The organism is Kitasatospora arboriphila (assembly GCF_039528095.1).
GTDB lineage: Bacteria > Actinomycetota > Actinomycetes > Streptomycetales > Streptomycetaceae > Kitasatospora > Kitasatospora arboriphila.
This window is the reverse complement of the sequence record NZ_BAAALD010000046.1, coordinates 34233-51624: the sequence shown is the minus strand read 5'-3', so window position 1 is coordinate 51624 and position 17392 is coordinate 34233. Positions and strand designations below refer to the sequence as shown.

At 74.2% G+C, this 17392-nt stretch carries 12 protein-coding genes; 6 read left to right on the top strand and 6 right to left on the bottom strand.

What is annotated here, in order from left to right:
• Nucleotides 1-94: 94 nt before the first annotated feature.
• Nucleotides 95-904, bottom strand: coding sequence for a molybdate ABC transporter substrate-binding protein (gene modA, locus ABD353_RS22970; protein WP_344625536.1), 810 nt, complete (start codon nt 902-904; stop codon nt 95-97).
• Between the two features lie 203 nt (nt 905-1107).
• On the opposite strand from modA, the gene ABD353_RS22965 reads away from it, so the two are divergent.
• From ABD353_RS22965 to ABD353_RS22950, 4 genes are all read left to right on the top strand, one after another.
• Complete coding sequence (locus ABD353_RS22965) at nt 1108-1932, top strand: FAD binding domain-containing protein (protein WP_344625535.1); 825 nt, start codon at nt 1108-1110, stop codon at nt 1930-1932.
• The gene (locus ABD353_RS22960) at nt 1929-4679 is read left to right on the top strand and encodes a molybdopterin-dependent oxidoreductase (protein ID WP_344625534.1); all 2751 of its coding nucleotides are present in this window, start codon (nt 1929-1931) and stop codon (nt 4677-4679) included. The genes ABD353_RS22965 and ABD353_RS22960 overlap by 4 nt, the downstream gene beginning before the upstream one ends.
• A 60-nt stretch (nt 4680-4739) precedes the next feature.
• Nucleotides 4740-5345 carry a TetR/AcrR family transcriptional regulator gene (locus tag ABD353_RS22955; protein WP_344625533.1) on the top strand — a complete coding sequence of 202 codons (606 nt, stop codon included), beginning with the start codon at nt 4740-4742 and terminating at the stop codon, nt 5343-5345.
• A gap of 159 nt (nt 5346-5504) precedes the next feature.
• Nucleotides 5505-7802, top strand: coding sequence for a molybdopterin-dependent oxidoreductase (locus tag ABD353_RS22950; protein WP_344625532.1), 2298 nt, complete (start codon nt 5505-5507; stop codon nt 7800-7802).
• On the opposite strand, the gene ABD353_RS22945 is transcribed toward ABD353_RS22950, so the two are convergent.
• The gene (locus tag ABD353_RS22945) at nt 7790-8359 is read right to left on the bottom strand and encodes a Uma2 family endonuclease (RefSeq protein ID WP_344625531.1); all 570 of its coding nucleotides are present in this window, start codon (nt 8357-8359) and stop codon (nt 7790-7792) included. The two genes, ABD353_RS22950 and ABD353_RS22945, sit on opposite strands and share 13 nt — an antisense overlap.
• Before the next feature lie 148 nt (nt 8360-8507).
• Here ABD353_RS22945 and ABD353_RS22940 point away from each other — a divergent pair, with 148 nt between their 5' ends.
• The gene (locus tag ABD353_RS22940; protein ID WP_344625530.1) at nt 8508-10181 is read left to right on the top strand and encodes a serine/threonine-protein kinase; all 1674 of its coding nucleotides are present in this window, start codon (nt 8508-8510) and stop codon (nt 10179-10181) included.
• Nucleotides 10182-10230: 49 nt separating this feature from the next.
• On the opposite strand, the gene ABD353_RS22935 is transcribed toward ABD353_RS22940, so the two are convergent.
• From ABD353_RS22935 to mutA, 4 genes are all read right to left on the bottom strand, one after another.
• The gene (locus ABD353_RS22935; RefSeq protein WP_344625529.1) at nt 10231-10446 is read right to left on the bottom strand and encodes a heavy-metal-associated domain-containing protein; all 216 of its coding nucleotides are present in this window, start codon (nt 10444-10446) and stop codon (nt 10231-10233) included.
• Nucleotides 10447-10691: 245 nt separating this feature from the next.
• Nucleotides 10692-11681: a methylmalonyl Co-A mutase-associated GTPase MeaB gene (meaB, locus tag ABD353_RS22930; RefSeq protein ID WP_344625528.1), complete on the bottom strand. Its 990-nt coding sequence runs from the start codon at nt 11679-11681 to the stop codon at nt 10692-10694.
• A gap of 11 nt (nt 11682-11692) precedes the next feature.
• On the bottom strand, nt 11693-13891 hold the full coding sequence (gene scpA / locus ABD353_RS22925; RefSeq protein ID WP_344625527.1) for a methylmalonyl-CoA mutase: 2199 nt from the start codon (nt 13889-13891) through the stop codon (nt 11693-11695).
• Nucleotides 13888-15786, bottom strand: a complete 1899-nt coding sequence (mutA, locus tag ABD353_RS22920) for a methylmalonyl-CoA mutase small subunit (RefSeq protein WP_344625526.1) — start codon at nt 15784-15786, stop codon at nt 13888-13890. Before mutA ends, scpA begins: the two co-directional genes overlap by 4 nt.
• Before the next feature lie 412 nt (nt 15787-16198).
• On the opposite strand from mutA, the gene ABD353_RS22915 reads away from it, so the two are divergent.
• Entirely contained in the window at nt 16199-17290 is a 1092-nt protein-coding gene (locus tag ABD353_RS22915; protein ID WP_344625525.1) for an ABC transporter substrate-binding protein, read from the top strand.
• The last annotated feature ends 102 nt before the right edge of the window (nt 17291-17392 follow it).

Here is a 17392-nt window from a genome sequence, read left to right as displayed (position 1 = left end):
CCGTCCCCGCGGCGCCGCCGACGGCCCGGGAGCCGGCCGGGAGGTGCCCCCGACGCGGCGCCCCCGGGGTGACCTCCCGAGTGCCCTCGACGCCCTACGGGCTCAGGAAGCCGGCGTCGGTGAGGACCCGGCGGCCCTCGGGGGATTCGGCGAGGGCGACGAAGGCGTGGGCGCCGGCGGTGTTGGGGGCGTGGGCGAGGACGGCGATCGGGTAGTCGTTGATCGCGCGGGCGGCCTCGGGGAAGGGCACGCCGTCCGCCTTGCCCGCGGCGGCCTTCACGTCCGTCTGGTAGACCAGCGAGGCGTCGGCCTCGCGCAGTTCGACCTTGGTCAGGGCGGCCTTCACGTCCTGCTCCCAGCTGACCGGGGTGAGCTGGACGTTGCCGGCGGCGAGGGCCTTCTGGGCGGCGGCGCCGCAGGGCACCTGCTGGGCGCAGAGCACCACCTTGAGGCCCGGCTGGGCGAGGTCCTGCAGGGTGGTGATCTGCTGCGGGTTGTCCGGTGCGACGGCGATCTCCAGCTGGTTGCGGGCGAAGGTGACGGGATCGCCGGCCGTCCCGCCCTCGTCGCTGACGGTCTTCATGGTGGCCGGGCTCGCCGCGGCGAAGACGTCCGCGGGGGCGCCGGCGACGATGCTCGCCGCGAGGGCGTCGCTGCCCGCGAAGTTCAGCACCACGTGGCTGCCGGGGTGGGCCGCCTCGAACCTCCGCCCCAGTTCGGTGAAGGCCTCCTTCAGCGAGGCGGCCGCGAAGACGGTGACCGTGCCCGAGACGGACGCGGAGGCCGCCGGACCGGTGGACCCGGCGGACGGGGCCGGGTCCGAACCGCAGCCTGCGAGGGCGAGCAGGACGGCCGCACCGGCCGCGGCCAGGCGCAGGGCGGGACGGCCCGGGATTCGCTTCACGCGGCGAGCCTAGGGCCGCATCTGCCAGCCGCAGAGGCGCCTCTCCCTGGATTTCGCCCGTCTGCAGGAGTGCGGGCGCTCGGCGCCGTCCGTTGGTCGATCGCCCCGGCCGGGGCCGTGGCGGCCGTGGGTCGCACCAGTCGTGGCGGCCCGTCCCGGTTGGCTTCAATCGCCGTGTCGGCTTTCGAGGACGGTGGGGCAACGTGGACCTGAACACGGTGGTGGAGGTGCGTGACGCGCGGCGGCGCGACACCTGGCGGCCGGGCGACGCCTGGCTGGCCGGCGGGACGTACCTGTTCTCCGAGCCGCAGCCGCACCTGCGCCGGCTGATCGACCTCGGCCGCACGGGCTGGCCTCCGCTGCTCCCCGCCCCGGACGGCGCCCTGGAGATCGCCGCGACCTGCACCGTCGCCGAGCTCTCGGCGTACCCGAAGCCGGCGCAGTGGCCGTCCGCGCCGCTGTTCGAGCAGTGCTGCAGGGCCTTCCTGGCGTCCTGGAAGATCTGGCACCTGGCCACCGTCGGCGGCAACCTCTGCAACGCGCTGCCGGCCGGGCCGATGATCTCGCTGACCGCCGCACTGGACGGCGTCTGCCGGCTGGTGGCGCAGACCGGCGCCGTCCGGGAGGTCCCGGTGAAGGACTTCGTCACCGGGGCGGGGCGCAACGTCCTGCAGCCGGGCGAGCTGCTCCGCGCGGTGACCCTGCCCGCCCGGGCGCTGGCCCGCCGAACGGCCTTCCGGCAGGCCTCGCTCTACGGGCTGGGCCGTTCCGGCGCGCTGCTGATCGGCACCCTGGACGCCTCCGACGGTTCCTTCGCGCTGACCGTCACCGCCTCCACGGTGCGGCCGGTCCGGCTGGACTTCCCGCTGCTGCCGAACGCCGAGGCGCTGCGCGAGGGCATCGCGCACGCGGTCGGGCCGGGGGAGTACCACGACGACATCCACGGACTGCCCGCCTGGCGGCGGCACATGACCTTCCGTCTCGCGGAGGAGATCCGCCGCGAGCTCGCGGAGGAGGAGACCCGATGAGCTTCCACGTCCAGGTCAACGGACAGCCGTCCGGGGCCGAGCCGCGACCGGGCCAGTGCCTGCGGACCTACCTGCGCGAACAGGGCTGGTTCGGGGTGAAGAAGGGCTGCGACGCCGGGGACTGCGGCGCCTGCACCGTGCAGGTCGACGGCCGGCCGGTGCACAGCTGCCTCTACCCCGTGGTCCGCGCCGACGGCCGCGAGGTGACCACCGTGGAGGGCCTCGCCCGGGACGGCGAACTCCACCCGGTGCAGCAGCGGTTCCTCGACGCGCAGGGCTTCCAGTGCGGCTTCTGCACGGCCGGCATGCTGATGACGGCCGCCGCCTTCACCGAGGACCACCTCGCCGACCTGCCGAGGGCGCTGAAGGGCAACCTCTGCCGCTGCACCGGCTACCGGGCGATCGAGGACGCCGTCCGCGGCGTCCGGCACGTCGAACGGCCGTGCGCGGGCCAGGCGGTCGGACGCAGCCCCGGGGCGCCCGCCGGCCCGCAGGTGGTCACCGGCACCGCCCGCTACACCTTCGACCTGGAGGTCGAGGGCCTGCTGCACATGAAGCTGCTGCGCTCCCCGCACCCGCACGCCCGGATCGTCTCGATCGACACCTCCGCCGCGCTGCGCGTCCCCGGTGTGGTCGCGGTGTTCACCCACGAGGACGCGCCCGCCGCGCTGTACTCCTCCGCCCGGCACGAGCACCCCACCGAGGACCCGGACGACACCCGGGTGCTGGACGACACCGTCCGCTTCGTCGGCCAGCGGGTGGCCGCGGTGGTGGCCGAGAGCGAGGCGGCCGCCGAGGAGGGCTGCCGGAGGGTCGTGGTCGGGTACGAGGAACTCCCGTACGTGCTCGATCCGGAGGAGGCGATGGCGCCCGGCGCGCCGGTGCTCCACCCCAAGGGGCCCGAGTCGCGGATCGCCCGGCCGGAGGACAACGTCTGCGGCGAGGCCCACGGCGAGACGGGCGACGTGGAGCAGGGCTTCGCCGAGGCCGACCTGGTGTACGAGGAGACCTTCCGGACCCAGCGGGTGCAGCACGCCAGCCTGGAGACGCACGGCTGCGTGGCCTACTTCGAGGAGGTCGAGGACACGGGGGAGGAGCGGATCGTGGTGCGCTCCTCCACCCAGGTGCCGTTCCTCACCCGGCGGGCGCTGTGCGCGCTGTACGACCTGCCGACGGAGAAGGTCCGGGTGGTCGCGGGCCGGGTCGGCGGCGGGTTCGGCGGCAAGCAGGAGATGCTCACCGAGGACGTCGCGGTGCTCGCGGCGATGCGGCTGCACCGCCCGGTGAAGCTGGAGTTCACCCGCGCCGAGCAGTTCCACGGAGCCACCACCCGGCACCCCTTCACCATCACGGTGAAGGTCGGCGCCAGGGCGGACGGCACCCTGACGGCACTTCAGCTCCGGGTGGTCGCCAACACCGGCGCGTACGGCAACCACGGGCCGGCGGTGATGTACCACAGCATCGGCGAGTCGATGGGCGTGTACCGGGCGCCGCACAAGAAGGTCGACGCGTACTCCGTCTACACCAACGGCGTGCCCGCCGGCGCCTTCCGCGGCTACGGACTGGGCCAGGTGACCTTCGCCCTGGAATCGGCCATGGACGAACTCGCCCGGCGCCTGGGCCTCGACCCGCTGGTGCTGCGGGAGAAGAACGTCATCGGCCCCGGCGAGCCGATGGAGGGCCCGCTCGGCGAGGAGGACCTCCACATCGCCTCCTACGGCCTCGACCAGTGCCTCCAGGTGGTCCGGGACGCCCTCGCCGACGACACCAGCGCAGAACTCGCCCCCGAGGGCTGGCTGGTGGGCCAGGGCTTCGCCATGTCGGCGATCGCCTGCGGCCCGCCGGGCGGCCACATCGCCGACGCCACCGTGAAGCTCCTGGAGGACGGCACCTACGACATCGCCGTCGGCACCGCCGAGTTCGGCAACGGCACCACCACCGTCCACCAGCAGATCACCGCGGGCGCCCTGGGCACCACCGTCGACCGGACGACCGTCCGGCAGTCCGACACCGACCTCGTCCGGCACGACACCGGCGCCTTCGGCTCGGCCGGTACGGTCGTCGCCGGCAAGGCCGTGATGAAGGCCGCCAACGCCCTCGCCGAGCGGATCCTCACCTTCACCGCGGAGTACGCCCGCACCCCGCGCAGCCTGCTGCGGCTCACCGCCGACGCGGTGGACTGCGACGGGCGGCCGGTGCCGCTGAAGGAGCTCTTCGAGGCCGCCCGCGGCCGGGGCGTCGAGCTCCGGGCCGACGGGCACTTCGGCGGCTCGCCGCGCTCGGTGGCCTTCAACTCGCAGTGGTTCCGGATCGCCGTGGACCCGGACACCGGCGAGATCCGCATCCTGCGCAGCGTCCACGGCGCCGACGCCGGCAAGGTGATGAACCCGCTGCAGTGCCGCGGCCAGGTCGAGGGCGGCGTCGCCCAGGCACTCGGCGCCACCCTCTTCGAACAGGTGCTGCTCGACGAGCGCGGCGAGGTCACCACCGCCGCCTTCCGCCGCTACCGGCTGCCCGCCTTCGCCGACGTCCCGCGCACCGAGGTGCACTTCTCGCAGACCTCGGACGCCATCGGCCCGCTCGGCGCCAAGTCGATGTCCGAGAGCCCCTTCAACCCGGTGCCGCCCGCCTTCGCCAACGCCCTGCGCGACGCCACCGGCATCCGGTTCACCGAGGCGCCGTTCCTGCGCGACCGGGTCTGGCAGGCGATCGACGCCCACCGCCGGCAGGGCGGGCCGAGGCCGTAGAGTCGTCGTCGCAGGCCGCGCCGGTGGCAGCGGCGCCGAACCCACCCGCGGAGGCCCCCGGTGAGCACCCCACGGACGCCGCAGCGCACCCGCTCGTCGCACGACCGGGCGGCGACCGAGGAGGCCCTGCGCAGCGCGGCCCTGGACCTGCTGCAGAAGCAGGGCGTGCTCGCCGGACTCAACCTCCGCGAAGTGGCGGACGAGGCCGGCGTCAACCGCGGCCTCGTCTACCAGTACTTCGGCTCCCGCCGCGACCTGCTGCGCTCCGCCCTGTGGTCGCAGGGCCAGGAGAGCGTGCAGGACGCGGCGGCCGCCGCCTCCGAGGAGCTCCCGCTCCGCAAGCGGCTCTCCCGGTTCTTCTGGACGGCGCTGCGCCGCCCCGGCCCGATCCGGCTGATGGCCCTGCTCGTCCTCGACGGCGACGAGCGGCCCCGGCCGATGCCCGGCCGGGCCCACGAGCACCGGCTGCTGGAGGCCGAGGCCGCCCGCGGCGAACTGCCCGTCGACGACACCGACGCCCTGCAGGCGGCCGTGGCCTCCGCCGTGTACGGCTACGCGCTGTTCCGCGAGCACCTCGCCCGGGAGATCGACGTGCCGGTGGAGGAACTGGACGGCCGGGTGGCCCGCTGCCTGGACGCCATGGTGTCCCGGCCGCCCCGCCCCTGAGGCCGGCGCCACCCGGATTTCTAGCAGAACGCTGAAAGCCATCCGGGAGTGCGCGACACCGGAATCGCCGGGGCCGGAGACAAGCGGCCCGGCGTGGTTTATCGTTCCGCTAAAACCCTGCGGGAGCGGTGGCGAGAACCCGCGGCGATGGGAGTCGGCATGACCGAGAAGGCGTACCGCGTCTGCCCGCTGTGCGAGGCGACCTGCGGACTCGAACTCACCCTGGACACCGGCCGGATCACCGCCGCCCGCGGCGACCGGGCCGACGTCTTCAGCCGCGGGTTCGTCTGCCCCAAGGGCGCCGCCCTCGGCCAGCTCGACAACGACCCCGACCGGATCCGCCGCCCGCTGCTGCGCACCGCCACCGGCCACCGCGAGGTCGGCTGGGAGGAGGCCTTCGCCGCCGTCGAGGCCGGCCTCACCTCCGTCATCGACCGGCACGGCCGGCAGGCCGTCGCCACCTACCTCGGCAACCCCAACGTCCACACCCTGGCCGGCGGCCTCTACGCCGGCGCCCTCGCCAAGGCCGTCGGCAGCACCCAGGTCTACAGCGCCAGCACCGTCGACCAGATGCCCAAGCACGTCTCCTCCGGCCTGCTCTTCGGCGACCCGCTGGCGATCCCCGTCCCCGACCTCGACCGCACCGACTACCTGCTGATGCTCGGCGCCAACCCCGTCGAGTCCAACGGCAGCCTGTGCACCGCCGCCGACTTCCCCGGCAAGCTCAAGGCCCTGCGCCGGCGCGGCGGCCGCCTCGTCGTCGTCGACCCGCGGCGCACCCGCACCGCCGCCCTCGCCGACCGCCACCTGCCGATCCGCCCCGGCGCCGACGCCTACCTGCTGGCCGCCCTGGTGCACACCCTCTTCGCCGAGGAGCTCACCGCACCCGGCCCGCACCTCACCGGCGCCGAGGACGTCCGCCGGCTCGTCGAGCCCTTCCCGCCCGAGGCCGTCGCCGACGCCTGCGGCATCCCCGCCGAGTCGATCAAGGACCTCGCCCGCGAACTCGCCGCCGCCCCCACCGCCGCCGTCTACGCCCGGATCGGCACCAGCACCGTCGAGTTCGGCACCCTCGCGAGCTGGCTGGTCGACGTGCTCAACGCCCTCACCGGCAACCTCGACCGCCCGGGCGGCGCGATGTTCCCGCTCGCCGCCCGGCGCCGCCGCGGTACCGGCCGGGGCCGGGGGTTCACCACCGGCCGCTGGCACAGCAGGGTCCGCGGCCTGCCCGAGATCAAGGGCGAACTGCCCGCCGTCACCCTCGCCGAGGAGATCACCACCCCGGGCGAGGGGCAGGTCCGCGCCCTGATCACCGTGGCCGGCAACCCGGTGCTCTCCACCCCCGGCGGCCACCGCCTCGACGAGGCCCTCACCGGCCTCGACTTCATGGTCAGCGTCGACCCCTACCTCAACGAGACCACCCGGCACGCCCACGTCGTCCTGCCGCCCCCGCCGCCCGGCCGCTCCCCGCACTTCGACCTCGCCTTCGGCGACCTCGCGATCCGCAACACCGCCCGCTGGTCGCCGGCGCCCCTCCCGCCGGAGGACGGCGAACCCGACGAGTGCCGCATCCTCTCCCGGCTCACCATGATCGCCGCCGGCCACGGCGCCGCGGCCGCCGCGAACCCGTACGCCCTCGACGACACGGTGATCGCCGGCGTCCTCGCCAAGGCCGTCGCCGACCCGTCCTCGCCCGTCCACGGCCGCGACCCGGCCGAACTCGCCGCCGCCCTGCACGGCGACAGCGGCAGCGAACGCCAGGTCGACCTGATGCTCCGCCTCGGCGCCTACGGCGACGGCTTCGGCGCCGACCCGGACGGCCTCACCCTGGCCCGGCTGATCGCCGCACCGCACGGCATCGACCTCGGCCCGCTCGAACCCCGGCTGCCCGAGGTGCTGCGCACCCCCTCCGGCACCGTCGAACTCTGCCCCGCACCGCTCGCCGCCGACCTCGACCGGCTGCGCGCCGCCCTCGCCGAGCGCCGTGACGGCCTCGTCCTGGTCGGCCGCCGCCACCTGCGCTCCAACAACAGTTGGCTGCACAACCTGCCCGCACTGACCCGCGGCAGCAACCGGTGCACCCTGCATGTCCACCCCGCGGACGCTGCCGCCCTCGGCCTCGCCGACGGCGGCAGCGCCCTCGTCAGCAGCCGCACCGGCGAACTCACCGCCCCCGTCGAGATCACCGAGGACGTCATGCCCGGCGTCGTCAGCCTGCCGCACGGCTGGGGCCACGACCGGCCCGGCACCCGGCTGCGCACCGCCGCCGACGATCCCGGCGTCAACGTCAACCGGCTCACCGACCCCGACGCCCTCGACCCGCTCTCCGGCACCGCCGTCCTCAACGGCGTCCCGGTCCGGGTCCGCCCGGCCCCCGGATCCGCCCCTGCGACCGTCCCCGTGAGCGCCGTCGAAGCGGCCGCCGAACCCGCCCTGACGTCCGCTCAGGCGGGGTAGCGGATCAGCTCACCGGTCGCCAGCTCGAACGAGAAGGGTGCGGGAACGGGCACGGAGTCGCCGAACTTCCCGCGCCGCTGCCGGTGGTAGACGCCGTTGTCCGGCTCCGAGAACAGCACGATCGTGCCCTCGCGCGGATCGATCAGCAGGTACAGCGGGATCCGCATGAGCGGGTAGTCGCGGACCTTGCCGACCAGGTCGTTCTCGGGGTTGGAGGGAGAGACCACCTCCACCGCGATTTCGGCGAGCTCCGCGGGTACCTCGCTGCCGCCCAGCTCCACCACGGAGAACGGGATGCAGGTGAGGTCCGGATTGCGCAGCTTGCCGACGTTCGGCGAGGCGAGGTCGGTGTTCTCGCTCGGCATCAGCCCGGTCGGGCGGTGGGCGTCGAACTGCTCGCGGACGGCCAGGAGATTGCGCTGACGGATCACCGACGGGCCGGCCATGACGATGATCTCGTCCCCGGACACTTCGACCTTCCAGCCGGAGGGCGCGGTCAGGCTCTGTGCGTACCGGAGCAGCCGGGCGTGGCACCCGGCGATCTCGGAGTCCGACATGCCGTCATCCTTCCATCCCCTGTGGTGTGCCCGCCGGAGCGCGGGGCCGGATGACGACGCCCGGGCGGGGTGGGTGGCCCGGTAGAGTGCCGAGGCGGTGGGGGGTGTCCGGACGAGTCGAGCCCCTGGGCACCTGACGGGGGTGGGGATGCAGGGCGAGCGGCTGGACGGCCGGTACCGGCTGGAGACGGTGCTCGGCGCCGGGGGCATGGGCCAGGTGTGGCGGGCGTACGACGAGCGGGTCGGCCGGCCGGTGGCGGTGAAGCTGCTCACGGGCGCCGACACCTCCTCCTCGGGCGTCGAGCGGTTCGCCGCCGAGGCCCGGGCCGCCGGTAACCTCAGCAGCCCGCACATCGTCACCGTCCACGACTTCGGCCGGGCCGGCCCGGAACACGGCGGCGCACCCTTCCTGGTCATGGAGCACCTCGACGGGCGCGCCCTGGAGGACGTCCTCGACGAGGGGCCGCTGCCCGCGGTGCCGGACGCCCTCGGCTGGACGCAGCAGGTCTGCACCGGCCTGGCCGCCGCCCACCGGGCCGGCCTCGTCCACCGGGACATCAAACCGGCCAACGCCATGCTGCTGCCCGGCGGAACGGTCAAGATCCTCGACTTCGGGATCGTCAAGCACCTGTACGAGGACCACTCGTTCACCGGTACCGGCACCGCCATGGGCACCGCCGCCTACATGTCCCCCGAACAGGCCCGCGGCGACCGCAGCATCGGCCCGGCCGCCGATCTGTACGCCGTCGGCTGCCTGCTGCACACCCTCCTGACGGGCCGTCCGCCGTTCACCGGCGCACCGCTCGCCGTCCTCCACCAGCACCTCACCCGGCAGCCCGAGGCGCCCAGCGGCGTACGGCCCGGTGTCCCGGCAGGGGTCGACGCCCTCGTCCTCGCCCTGCTGGCCAAGGACCCGGGGGAGCGGCCCGGCAGTGCCGAACAGGTCGCCGAGCACATCGGCGCGCTGCTGACGGCGCCCGTACCCGCGCAGGCCGGTCCGAGCACCTGGGCCCCGCAGGCGGGAGCGCATCCCTCCGGAACCCTCGACGGTTCCCCGACCCGGGCCGACGCCCCCGGCATCCGGACCACCGGTGCGGGCGGCACCACCGGCGGGGCCGCGACCGCGGGCCCGGCCGGCACCACGGACCCGCGGAGCGTGCCCGCGCCCGCGCCCGGGGCAGACCCGCACCCCGCCCTGCCGGGCGGTGCACCCGCCGAGCCCGGACGGCTGATGACCGAGCCCGGACAGCTGATGACCGCCCGGGCCTCGCCGCTGCGCCGCAGCGCGCTCGCGGGCAGTGTGGCCGTCGCCGTTCAGCTGGCCGCCTTCGACTCCTGGACGCCGTGGGCCGCCGCGCTGGCCGGGGTCGGCGCCTTCCTCGTGGTCGCCGCCCTGCTGTGGATCGACAAGCCCTCGCCACAGCTCGGCCGGGGCACCGGCGGGCTCTTCGCCGCGGTGGCGGTGACCCTGGTCTCCGGTGTCCTGCTGCTGTTCTCCTCGAAGACGGCCTGGTGGGTGGCGCTCGTCCTGACGGTGGCGATGTGCCCCGTGGTGCTGGTGCTGCAGAAGCCGCTGGCCCGCGGCCTCGGCCAGCTGTTCGGCCGCCACGAGGCCGAGGCACAGATGGCGGTCAGCGCAGCCCTGGTGAACGCGGCGTTCGCGACCGGGTTCTACGTCGAGGCCGCGGGCCTCGGGATCCTGAAGGCCAACGGTCTCGGCCTGCTGACCTGGTGCGGCCTGGCCGCGGTGCTGACGCCACTGCTCCCCGGCCGCGCGGCCGGACCGGAACCGGCCCCCGATGCGCTGAACACGCCCGCCTGAACACGCCCGCCTGAACACGCCCGTCAGGGAACGCCGGTACGGCCGTGCCTCAGACCCGGCCGACGAGGGTGAAGCCGGCCTCGCCGACCGTGCTGCGCACCAGGGCGTCGTCGAGGTCGCCGGCCGACTCCACGATGACCCGGCCGGTGGCGGCGTGGGCGTTGACGTCGGTGACGCCGGGCAGGGCGGCGAGGCCCGCGGTGACGGTCCGCTCGCAGTGGCCGCAGCTCATGCCTTCGACACTGAAGACGGCGGTCGTGGACATCGGGGAACCTCCGGGTGGGGACGGGTCGGCGGCGGTGTGCCGCCCTCGGTGCCGACCAGGACAGCGCAGCCGGAGCCGGACGTGCCGGGGACACGCCGCGGATGTGCCCCCTTCGAGTGGTTCCGCCCCGAACGGAGTGTCGTGCGCCCCGCCGGCGCGCCGCAGGACGGCCACGGCCGGTACGCCGCGGGACGGCAACGGCCGGCGGGGCGCGTGCCGCGCTCCCACCGGCCGTTGCCGCGGGGTCAGTTCGCCGTGCCGAAGCCGTCCAGGATGCGCTGGGCGGCCAGGGTCGCGGTCAGGGTGCCCTGCCGGACCTGCTCCTCCACGACGGGGACGAGCCGCCGCACCTCGGGGTGCTCGCGGAGCCGGGCGAGCAGCTGGTCGTGGACCATCGCCCACGTCCAGTCGACCTGCTGGTCGCGCCGCTTGGCGTCCAGGGCGCCGGTGGCGTCGAGCAGGCTGCGGTGCTGCTGGAGGCGGTCCCAGAGGACGTCCAGCCCGAGGCCGCCGAGGCCGCTGCAGGTGAGCACCGGCGGTGTCCAGGCGGCGTCCGGCGGCTGGAGCAGCCGCAGGGCGCCGGCCAGTTCGCGGGCGGCGGCCTTGGCGTCCCGCTCGTGCGGGCCGTCCGCCTTGTTGACGGCGACCAGGTCGGCCAGCTCCAGGACGCCCTTCTTGATGCCCTGGAGCTGGTCGCCGGTACGGGCGAGGGTGAGCAGCAGGAAGGAGTCCACCATGCCCGCCACGGTGGTCTCCGACTGCCCGACGCCGACCGTCTCCACCAGGACGACGTCGTAGCCGGCGGCCTCCATCACCACCATGGACTCGCGGGTGGCGCGGGCCACCCCGCCGAGCGTCCCGGAGGTGGGGGAGGGCCGGACGAAGGCGTTCGGGTCGACGGAGAGCTTCTCCATCCGCGTCTTGTCGCCGAGGATGGAGCCGCCCGTCCGGCTGGACGTCGGGTCGACGGCGAGCACCGCGACCCTGTGCCCCATGCCGGTGAGCATGGTGCCGAGGGCCTCGATGAAGGTCGACTTGCCCACACCGGGGACACCGGTGATGCCGACCCGGACGGCCCGGCCGGAGTGCGGCAGCAGGTCGACCAGCAGCCGCTGGGCGAGCTCGCGGTGGTCGGGCCGGATGGACTCGACGAGGGTGATGGCCCGCGCGATCCAGGCGCGCGAGCCGTCCAGGACACCCTGCCGGTACTGGTCGAGGTCGATCGTCCGGGCCACGGCTCAGCGGCTCACAGCTCGTGGCCGAGGTCGGCGGCGAGCGAGGTGAGCAGGTCGTGGGCGGCGTCCGGGATCACGGTGCCGGGCGGGAAGACCGCGGCGGCGCCCATCTCCAGGAGCGTCGGGATGTCCTGCGGCGGGATCACGCCGCCGACCACGATGGTGATGTCCTCGCGTCCGGCCTCGGCGAGTTCGGCCTTCAGCGCCGGCACCAGGGTGAGGTGGCCGGCCGCCAGCGAGGAGACGCCGACGATGTGCACGTCGGCCTCGACGGCCTGCCGGGCGACCTCCGCCGGGGTCTGGAACAGCGGGCCGACGTCGACGGTGAAGCCGAGGTCGGCGAAGGCGGTGGCGATCACCTTCTGGCCGCGGTCGTGGCCGTCCTGGCCCATCTTGGCGACCAGGATGCGGGGGCGGCGGCCCTCGGCCTCCTCGAAGCGCTCGACGAGGTCGCGGGTGCGCTGCAGCGAGGTGGAGGGGCCTGCTTCGTCTCGGTACACACCGGAGATGGTACGGATCTGCCCGGAGTGCCGGCCGTACACCTTCTCGAGTGCGTCGGAGATCTCGCCGACGGTGGCCTTGGCACGGGCGGCGTTCACCGCGAGCGCCAGCAGGTTGCCGTCCAGCGAGGCGCCCTGCGGGCCGGCCTCGGCGGCCCGGGTGAGCGCGTGCAGGGCGTCCTGGCAGACCTGCTCGTCGCGCTCGGCGCGCAGCCGGCGGAGCTTCTCGATCTGCTGGGCGCGCACCGAGGAGTTGTCGACCTTGAGGACGTCGATCTGCTCGTCGTTGGCGACCCGGTACTTGTTGACGCCGATCACCGGCTGGCGGCCGGAGTCGATCCGCGCCTGGGTGCGGGCGGCGGCCTCCTCGACGCGAAGCTTGGGGATGCCCGCGTCGATCGCCTTGGCCATGCCGCCGGCCGCCTCGACCTCCTGGATGTGCTGCCAGGCGCGGCGGGCCAGGTCGTGGGTGAGCTTCTCGACGTACGCCGAGCCGCCCCACGGGTCGATGACCCGGCAGGTGCCGGACTCCTGCTGCAGCATCAGCTGGGTGTTGCGGGCGATCCGGGCCGAGAAGTCGGTCGGCAGGGCGAGCGCCTCGTCGAGGGCGTTGGTGTGCAGCGACTGGGTGTGGCCCTGGGTCGCCGCCATCGCCTCCACGCAGGTGCGGGTGACGTTGTTGAACACGTCCTGCGCGGTGAGCGACCAGCCGGAGGTCTGCGAATGGGTGCGCAGCGACAGCGACTTGGCGTTCTGCGGGTCGAACTGCTTGACCAGCTTGGCCCACAGCAGCCGGGCCGCGCGCAGCTTGGCGACCTCCATGAAGAAGTTCATGCCGATCGCCCAGAAGAACGACAGCCGCGGCGCGAAGGCGTCCACGTCCAGTCCGGCGCCGAGGCCGGCCCGCAGGTACTCCACACCGTCCGCGAGGGTGTACGCCAGCTCCAGGTCGGCCGTGGCTCCGGCCTCCTGGATGTGGTAGCCCGAGATGGAGATCGAGTTGTACCGCGGCATCTTCTGCGAGGTGTACGCGAAGATGTCCGAGATGATCCGCATCGAGGGCTGCGGCGGGTAGATGTACGTGTTGCGGACCATGAACTCCTTGAGGATGTCGTTCTGGATGGTCCCCGCCAGCTTCTCCGGCGGCACCCCCTGCTCCTCGGCGGCCACGATGTACAGCGCCAGCACGGGCAGCACCGCGCCGTTCATGGTCATCGACACGGACATCTTGTCCAGCGGGATGCCGTCGAAGAGCTGGCGCATGTCGTAGATGGAGTCGATGGCCACGCCGGCCATGCCGACGTCGCCGGTGACCCGCGGGTGGTCGCTGTCGTAGCCGCGGTGGGTCGGCAGGTCGAAGGCGACCGAGAGGCCCTTCTGGCCGGCCGCGAGGTTGCGGCGGTAGAAGGCGTTGGACTCCTCGGCGGTGGAGAAGCCCGCGTACTGGCGGACCGTCCACGGCTGGTTGACGTACATGGTCGGGTAGGGGCCGCGCAGGAACGGCGCCACGCCCGGGTAGGTGCCGAGGAAGTCCAGGCCGGCCAGGTCCTCCGCGGTGTACAGCGGCTTGACGCCGATGCCCTCCGGGGTCTCCCAGACCTGCTCGTCGACGTCCTTGCCGGTCGCCTGCTGCCAGGCGTCGCGCCACTGGCCGCCGTCGCCGGCGGGCGTGCCGGAGCCCAGCCCGATGGTGGTGAAGTCGGGGATCATCGGGCCACTCCGATCTCGTCCAGGAGGGAGGTCAGGACCTCGACGGCGTTGCAGCCGGCGAACACGTAGGAGTCCACGCCGGCGCGCTCCAGCGCCTCGCGCAGCTCTCCGGGGCGTCCGGCCAGCAGCACCTTCGCGGCGCCCGCGGTCTTCAGCGCCTTCGCGACGGCCTCGCCGTGCTCGGCGTACTGCGCGTCGCCGGAGCACAGACAGGCGACGGTGGCGCCGCTCGCCGCGAACGCCTCGGCCAGTGCGGCCGGGTCGCCCGGGTCCGTCATCGCAGTCTCGACGGAGGCGGTCTCGATGCCGCCGGCCTGGAAGAGGTTGGCGGCGAAGGTGGTGCGCGCGGTGTGCGCGGCGGCGGTGCCGATCGAGGCCAGGAACAGCTTCGGCCGGGCGCCGGTGGCGGCCAGGTGCGCGTCCGAGCGGTCGCGCAGTGCCTCGTACGCCTCGGCGCGGCGGACCTGCGGCAGGCCGCCGCCGCGGCGGGCGGGCGCGGGCTCGCGGACGAGCGGCTGCTCGCCCAGGTTCGGGAACTCGCTGACGCCGGTGACCGGCTCGCGCCGCTTGGCGATCTTCGCGGTGCGCTCCGCCCAGGTCGCGGCGATCCGCTCGCCGACCAGGCCGGAGACCAGGGCCGCGCGCAGGCCGCCGGCCCGCTCGATCTCCTGGAAGAAGGACCAGGCGGCCTGGGCGAGCTCGTCGGTGAGCGCCTCGACGTACCAGGAGCCGCCGGCCGGGTCGACGACCTTCGCCAGGTTGGACTCCTCCAGCAGGATCGCCTGGGTGTTGCGGGCGATCCGGCGGGCGAAGGCGTCGGACAGGCCGGCCTCGGCGTCGAAGGGCTGCACGGTGACGGCGTCGGCCCCGCCGACACCGGCGGCCAGGCAGGCGACGGTGGTGCGCAGCATGTTCACCCACGGGTCGCGGGCGGTCATCATCACCGAGGAGGTGACGGCGTGCTGGCGCTGCGCGGCGGCCGGGCCGGTCACCCCGGAGACCTCGGCGACGCGGGCCCACAGGCGCCGGGCGGCGCGGAACTTGGCGATGCCGAGGAACTGGTCCTCGGTGGCCGCGTAGCGGAACTCCAGCTGGCCGGCGGCCTCGTCGGCGGTGAGCCCGGCGCCGGTCAGGGCGCGCAGGTAGGCGACGCCGGCGGCCAGCGAGCAGCCGAGCTCCTGGGCGGCCGAGGCGCCGGCGTCGTGGAAGACGAGGGCGTCGACGGCCAGGGCGCGGACGTTCGGGTAGGTGCGGCCGCAGTGCGCGGCCAGGTCGGCGGCCTCGGCGAGCTGCGCGGTGGTGGCGGAGTCGTCGCCGGTGCGGGCGAGCAGGCCCAGCGGGTCGGCGCCGAGGTTGCCGGAGGCGACGTCGGCGGGCACCGCGCGCTCGGCCAGCAGCGCGAACAACTGCTCGGCGGCGGGCCGGAATTCGGCGCCCGCGTCCAGGACGACGGCAGCGAAGTCGAGGTACACGCCCTGCAGCACGGCGGGCAGCGCGGCCACCGGCAGGCCGCCGTCGCCGACGGTCAGCCAGAGCGAGGTCACGCCGTTCTCGAGGTCGGCGAGGACCGCCTCGTTGGCGCGTGCCGCGTCCGGGTCGGCGTGGCGCTGCCGTACGTCCCAGCCGGACACGGCGGAGCCGTGCGGCCGGCCGCCCCGGAGGTACGGGGCGAAGCCGGGGAGGCCGGCGTCGGCCGGCGCGTCCTCAGCGGTGTACAGCGGGCGGGCGCTGAGCCCGTCCTGGAGCTTGGTGGTGAGCGCTTCCTCCGCCTGCACGCCGCTCGCGTCCTGCACACCCGACTTGCGCAGCACGCCTTCGACGAGGCGCTGCCACTGCTCGCGGGTCGCATCCGGGAACTCGGCGGCCAGGGGAAGCCCTTCGGGCTGGACCGTCATGAGTGCAGGTTAGTGCCCGTTAGCAGGCCGGCAGCAGATCAATCCAGTGTGACCTTTCCCTCGCTGCACTCCAGGTGACGGGGAGTGCAGCGGCCCCGGGCGGCGGGCCGGGAACGGGCCTCCGGGGGCCGGCCCGGGGCGGCTGCCGGCCCGTCAACTCGCCCCGGGACGCGTCCGGCAACGGATTCGACAGGGCGTGCCGTGACTCTTGTCGGCCCTGCAACGCCGGTTGTATAACGTTGTAAACGCCCGATGGAGAGCGCGATCTCCCCGCCGGGCCGCTCGTCCTGCACGTCAGCGAAGCCTTCCCCTGCCTCCCCGAACCGGCCCGCCACCGGTGCGTCCCGGGCTGCCCCGGCACGCCCGGAACCCCCCGGCCGGCGCCGTCCCACCCGTCAAGGAGCGTCCTCGCATGACCAGCATCCGCAGATCCCGCAGCCTGCTCGCCTCCGCCGCGCTGCTCGCCTCCGCCGCACTCGTCCTCACCGGCTGCGCCAAGGAGGAGACCCCGTCCGCCGGCTCCGGCGACGGCCAGGCCGCCCAGGCCGCCACCAGTGCGGCCGCCTCCGCCCCGGCCGCCGGCGCGGGCTGCACCCTGCAGAGCACCGGCACCCCCAAGATCGACCTGAAGGACGCGATCGTCGGCTTCTCCCAGTCGGAGAAGGAGGCCAACCCCTTCCGCATCGCCGAGACCCAGTCGATCAAGGACGAGGCGGCCAAGCTCGGCGTCAAGAAGCTGCTCACCACCAACGCGCAGTCCCAGCTCTCGAAGCAGATCAGCGACATCCAGGACATGCTCAACCAGGGCGCGCAGCTGCTCGTCGTCGCGCCGCTGAACTCCGACGGCCTGCAGCCGGCGCTCGCCGCCGCGGCCGCCAAGCACGTCCCGGTGATCACCATCGACCGCAAGGTCAACGCCACCGCCTGCAAGGACTACCTGACCTTCATCGGCTCCAACTTCGTCGAGCAGGGCAAGCGGGCCGCCGACGCGCTCATCCAGGCCACCGGCGGCACCGGCAAGGTCGCCATCCTGCTCGGCTCCTCCGGCAACAACGTCACCACCGACCGCACCAACGGCTTCGTCGAGCAGCTGAAGGCCAAGGCGCCCGGCATGGAGATCGTCGCCCAGCAGACCGGCGAGTTCGCCCGGGACAAGGGCCAGCAGGTGATGGAGCAGCTGATCCAGTCCAAGCCGGAGATCACCGCGGTGTACGCGGAGAACGACGAGATGGGCCTCGGCGCCGTCACCGCCCTCAAGAGCGCCGGCCGCAAGCCCGGCAAGGACGTCAAGATCGTCTCCATCGACGGCACCCGCAACGCCGTGCAGGCGCTCGCCGCCGGCGACTACAACGGCGTCATCGAGTCCAACCCGAGGTTCGGCCCGCTGGCCTTCGAGACCCTGCAGAAGTTCCTCGCCGGGGAGTCCATCGCCGACAGCGTGATCATCACCGACCGCGCCTACGAGCCGGGCAACGCCGCGGCCTCGGTCGCCGGCGCGTACTGAGCCGACTCGCCCCGCGCGCCGCTGACCCGGGGCGCCCGGCCGGCCATCCCGGCCGCGCGCCCCGGACCAGCCCTCCCGCCCTTCCCCCCTCCCCGCACCTGT

Coding starts and splice junctions, on each gene's coding strand:
- ABD353_RS22940 (WP_344625530.1), top strand. CDS start 8,508: ATGCAGGGCGAGCGGCTGGACGGCCGGTACCGGCTGGAGACGGTGCTC.
- scpA (WP_344625527.1), bottom strand. CDS start 13,891: ATGATCCCCGACTTCACCACCATCGGGCTGGGCTCCGGCACGCCCGCC.
- ABD353_RS22945 (WP_344625531.1), bottom strand. CDS start 8,359: ATGTCGGACTCCGAGATCGCCGGGTGCCACGCCCGGCTGCTCCGGTAC.
- mutA (WP_344625526.1), bottom strand. CDS start 15,786: ATGACGGTCCAGCCCGAAGGGCTTCCCCTGGCCGCCGAGTTCCCGGAT.
- ABD353_RS22935 (WP_344625529.1), bottom strand. CDS start 10,446: ATGTCCACGACCGCCGTCTTCAGTGTCGAAGGCATGAGCTGCGGCCAC.
- ABD353_RS22960 (WP_344625534.1), top strand. CDS start 1,929: ATGAGCTTCCACGTCCAGGTCAACGGACAGCCGTCCGGGGCCGAGCCG.
- ABD353_RS22950 (WP_344625532.1), top strand. CDS start 5,505: ATGACCGAGAAGGCGTACCGCGTCTGCCCGCTGTGCGAGGCGACCTGC.
- ABD353_RS22915 (WP_344625525.1), top strand. CDS start 16,199: ATGACCAGCATCCGCAGATCCCGCAGCCTGCTCGCCTCCGCCGCGCTG.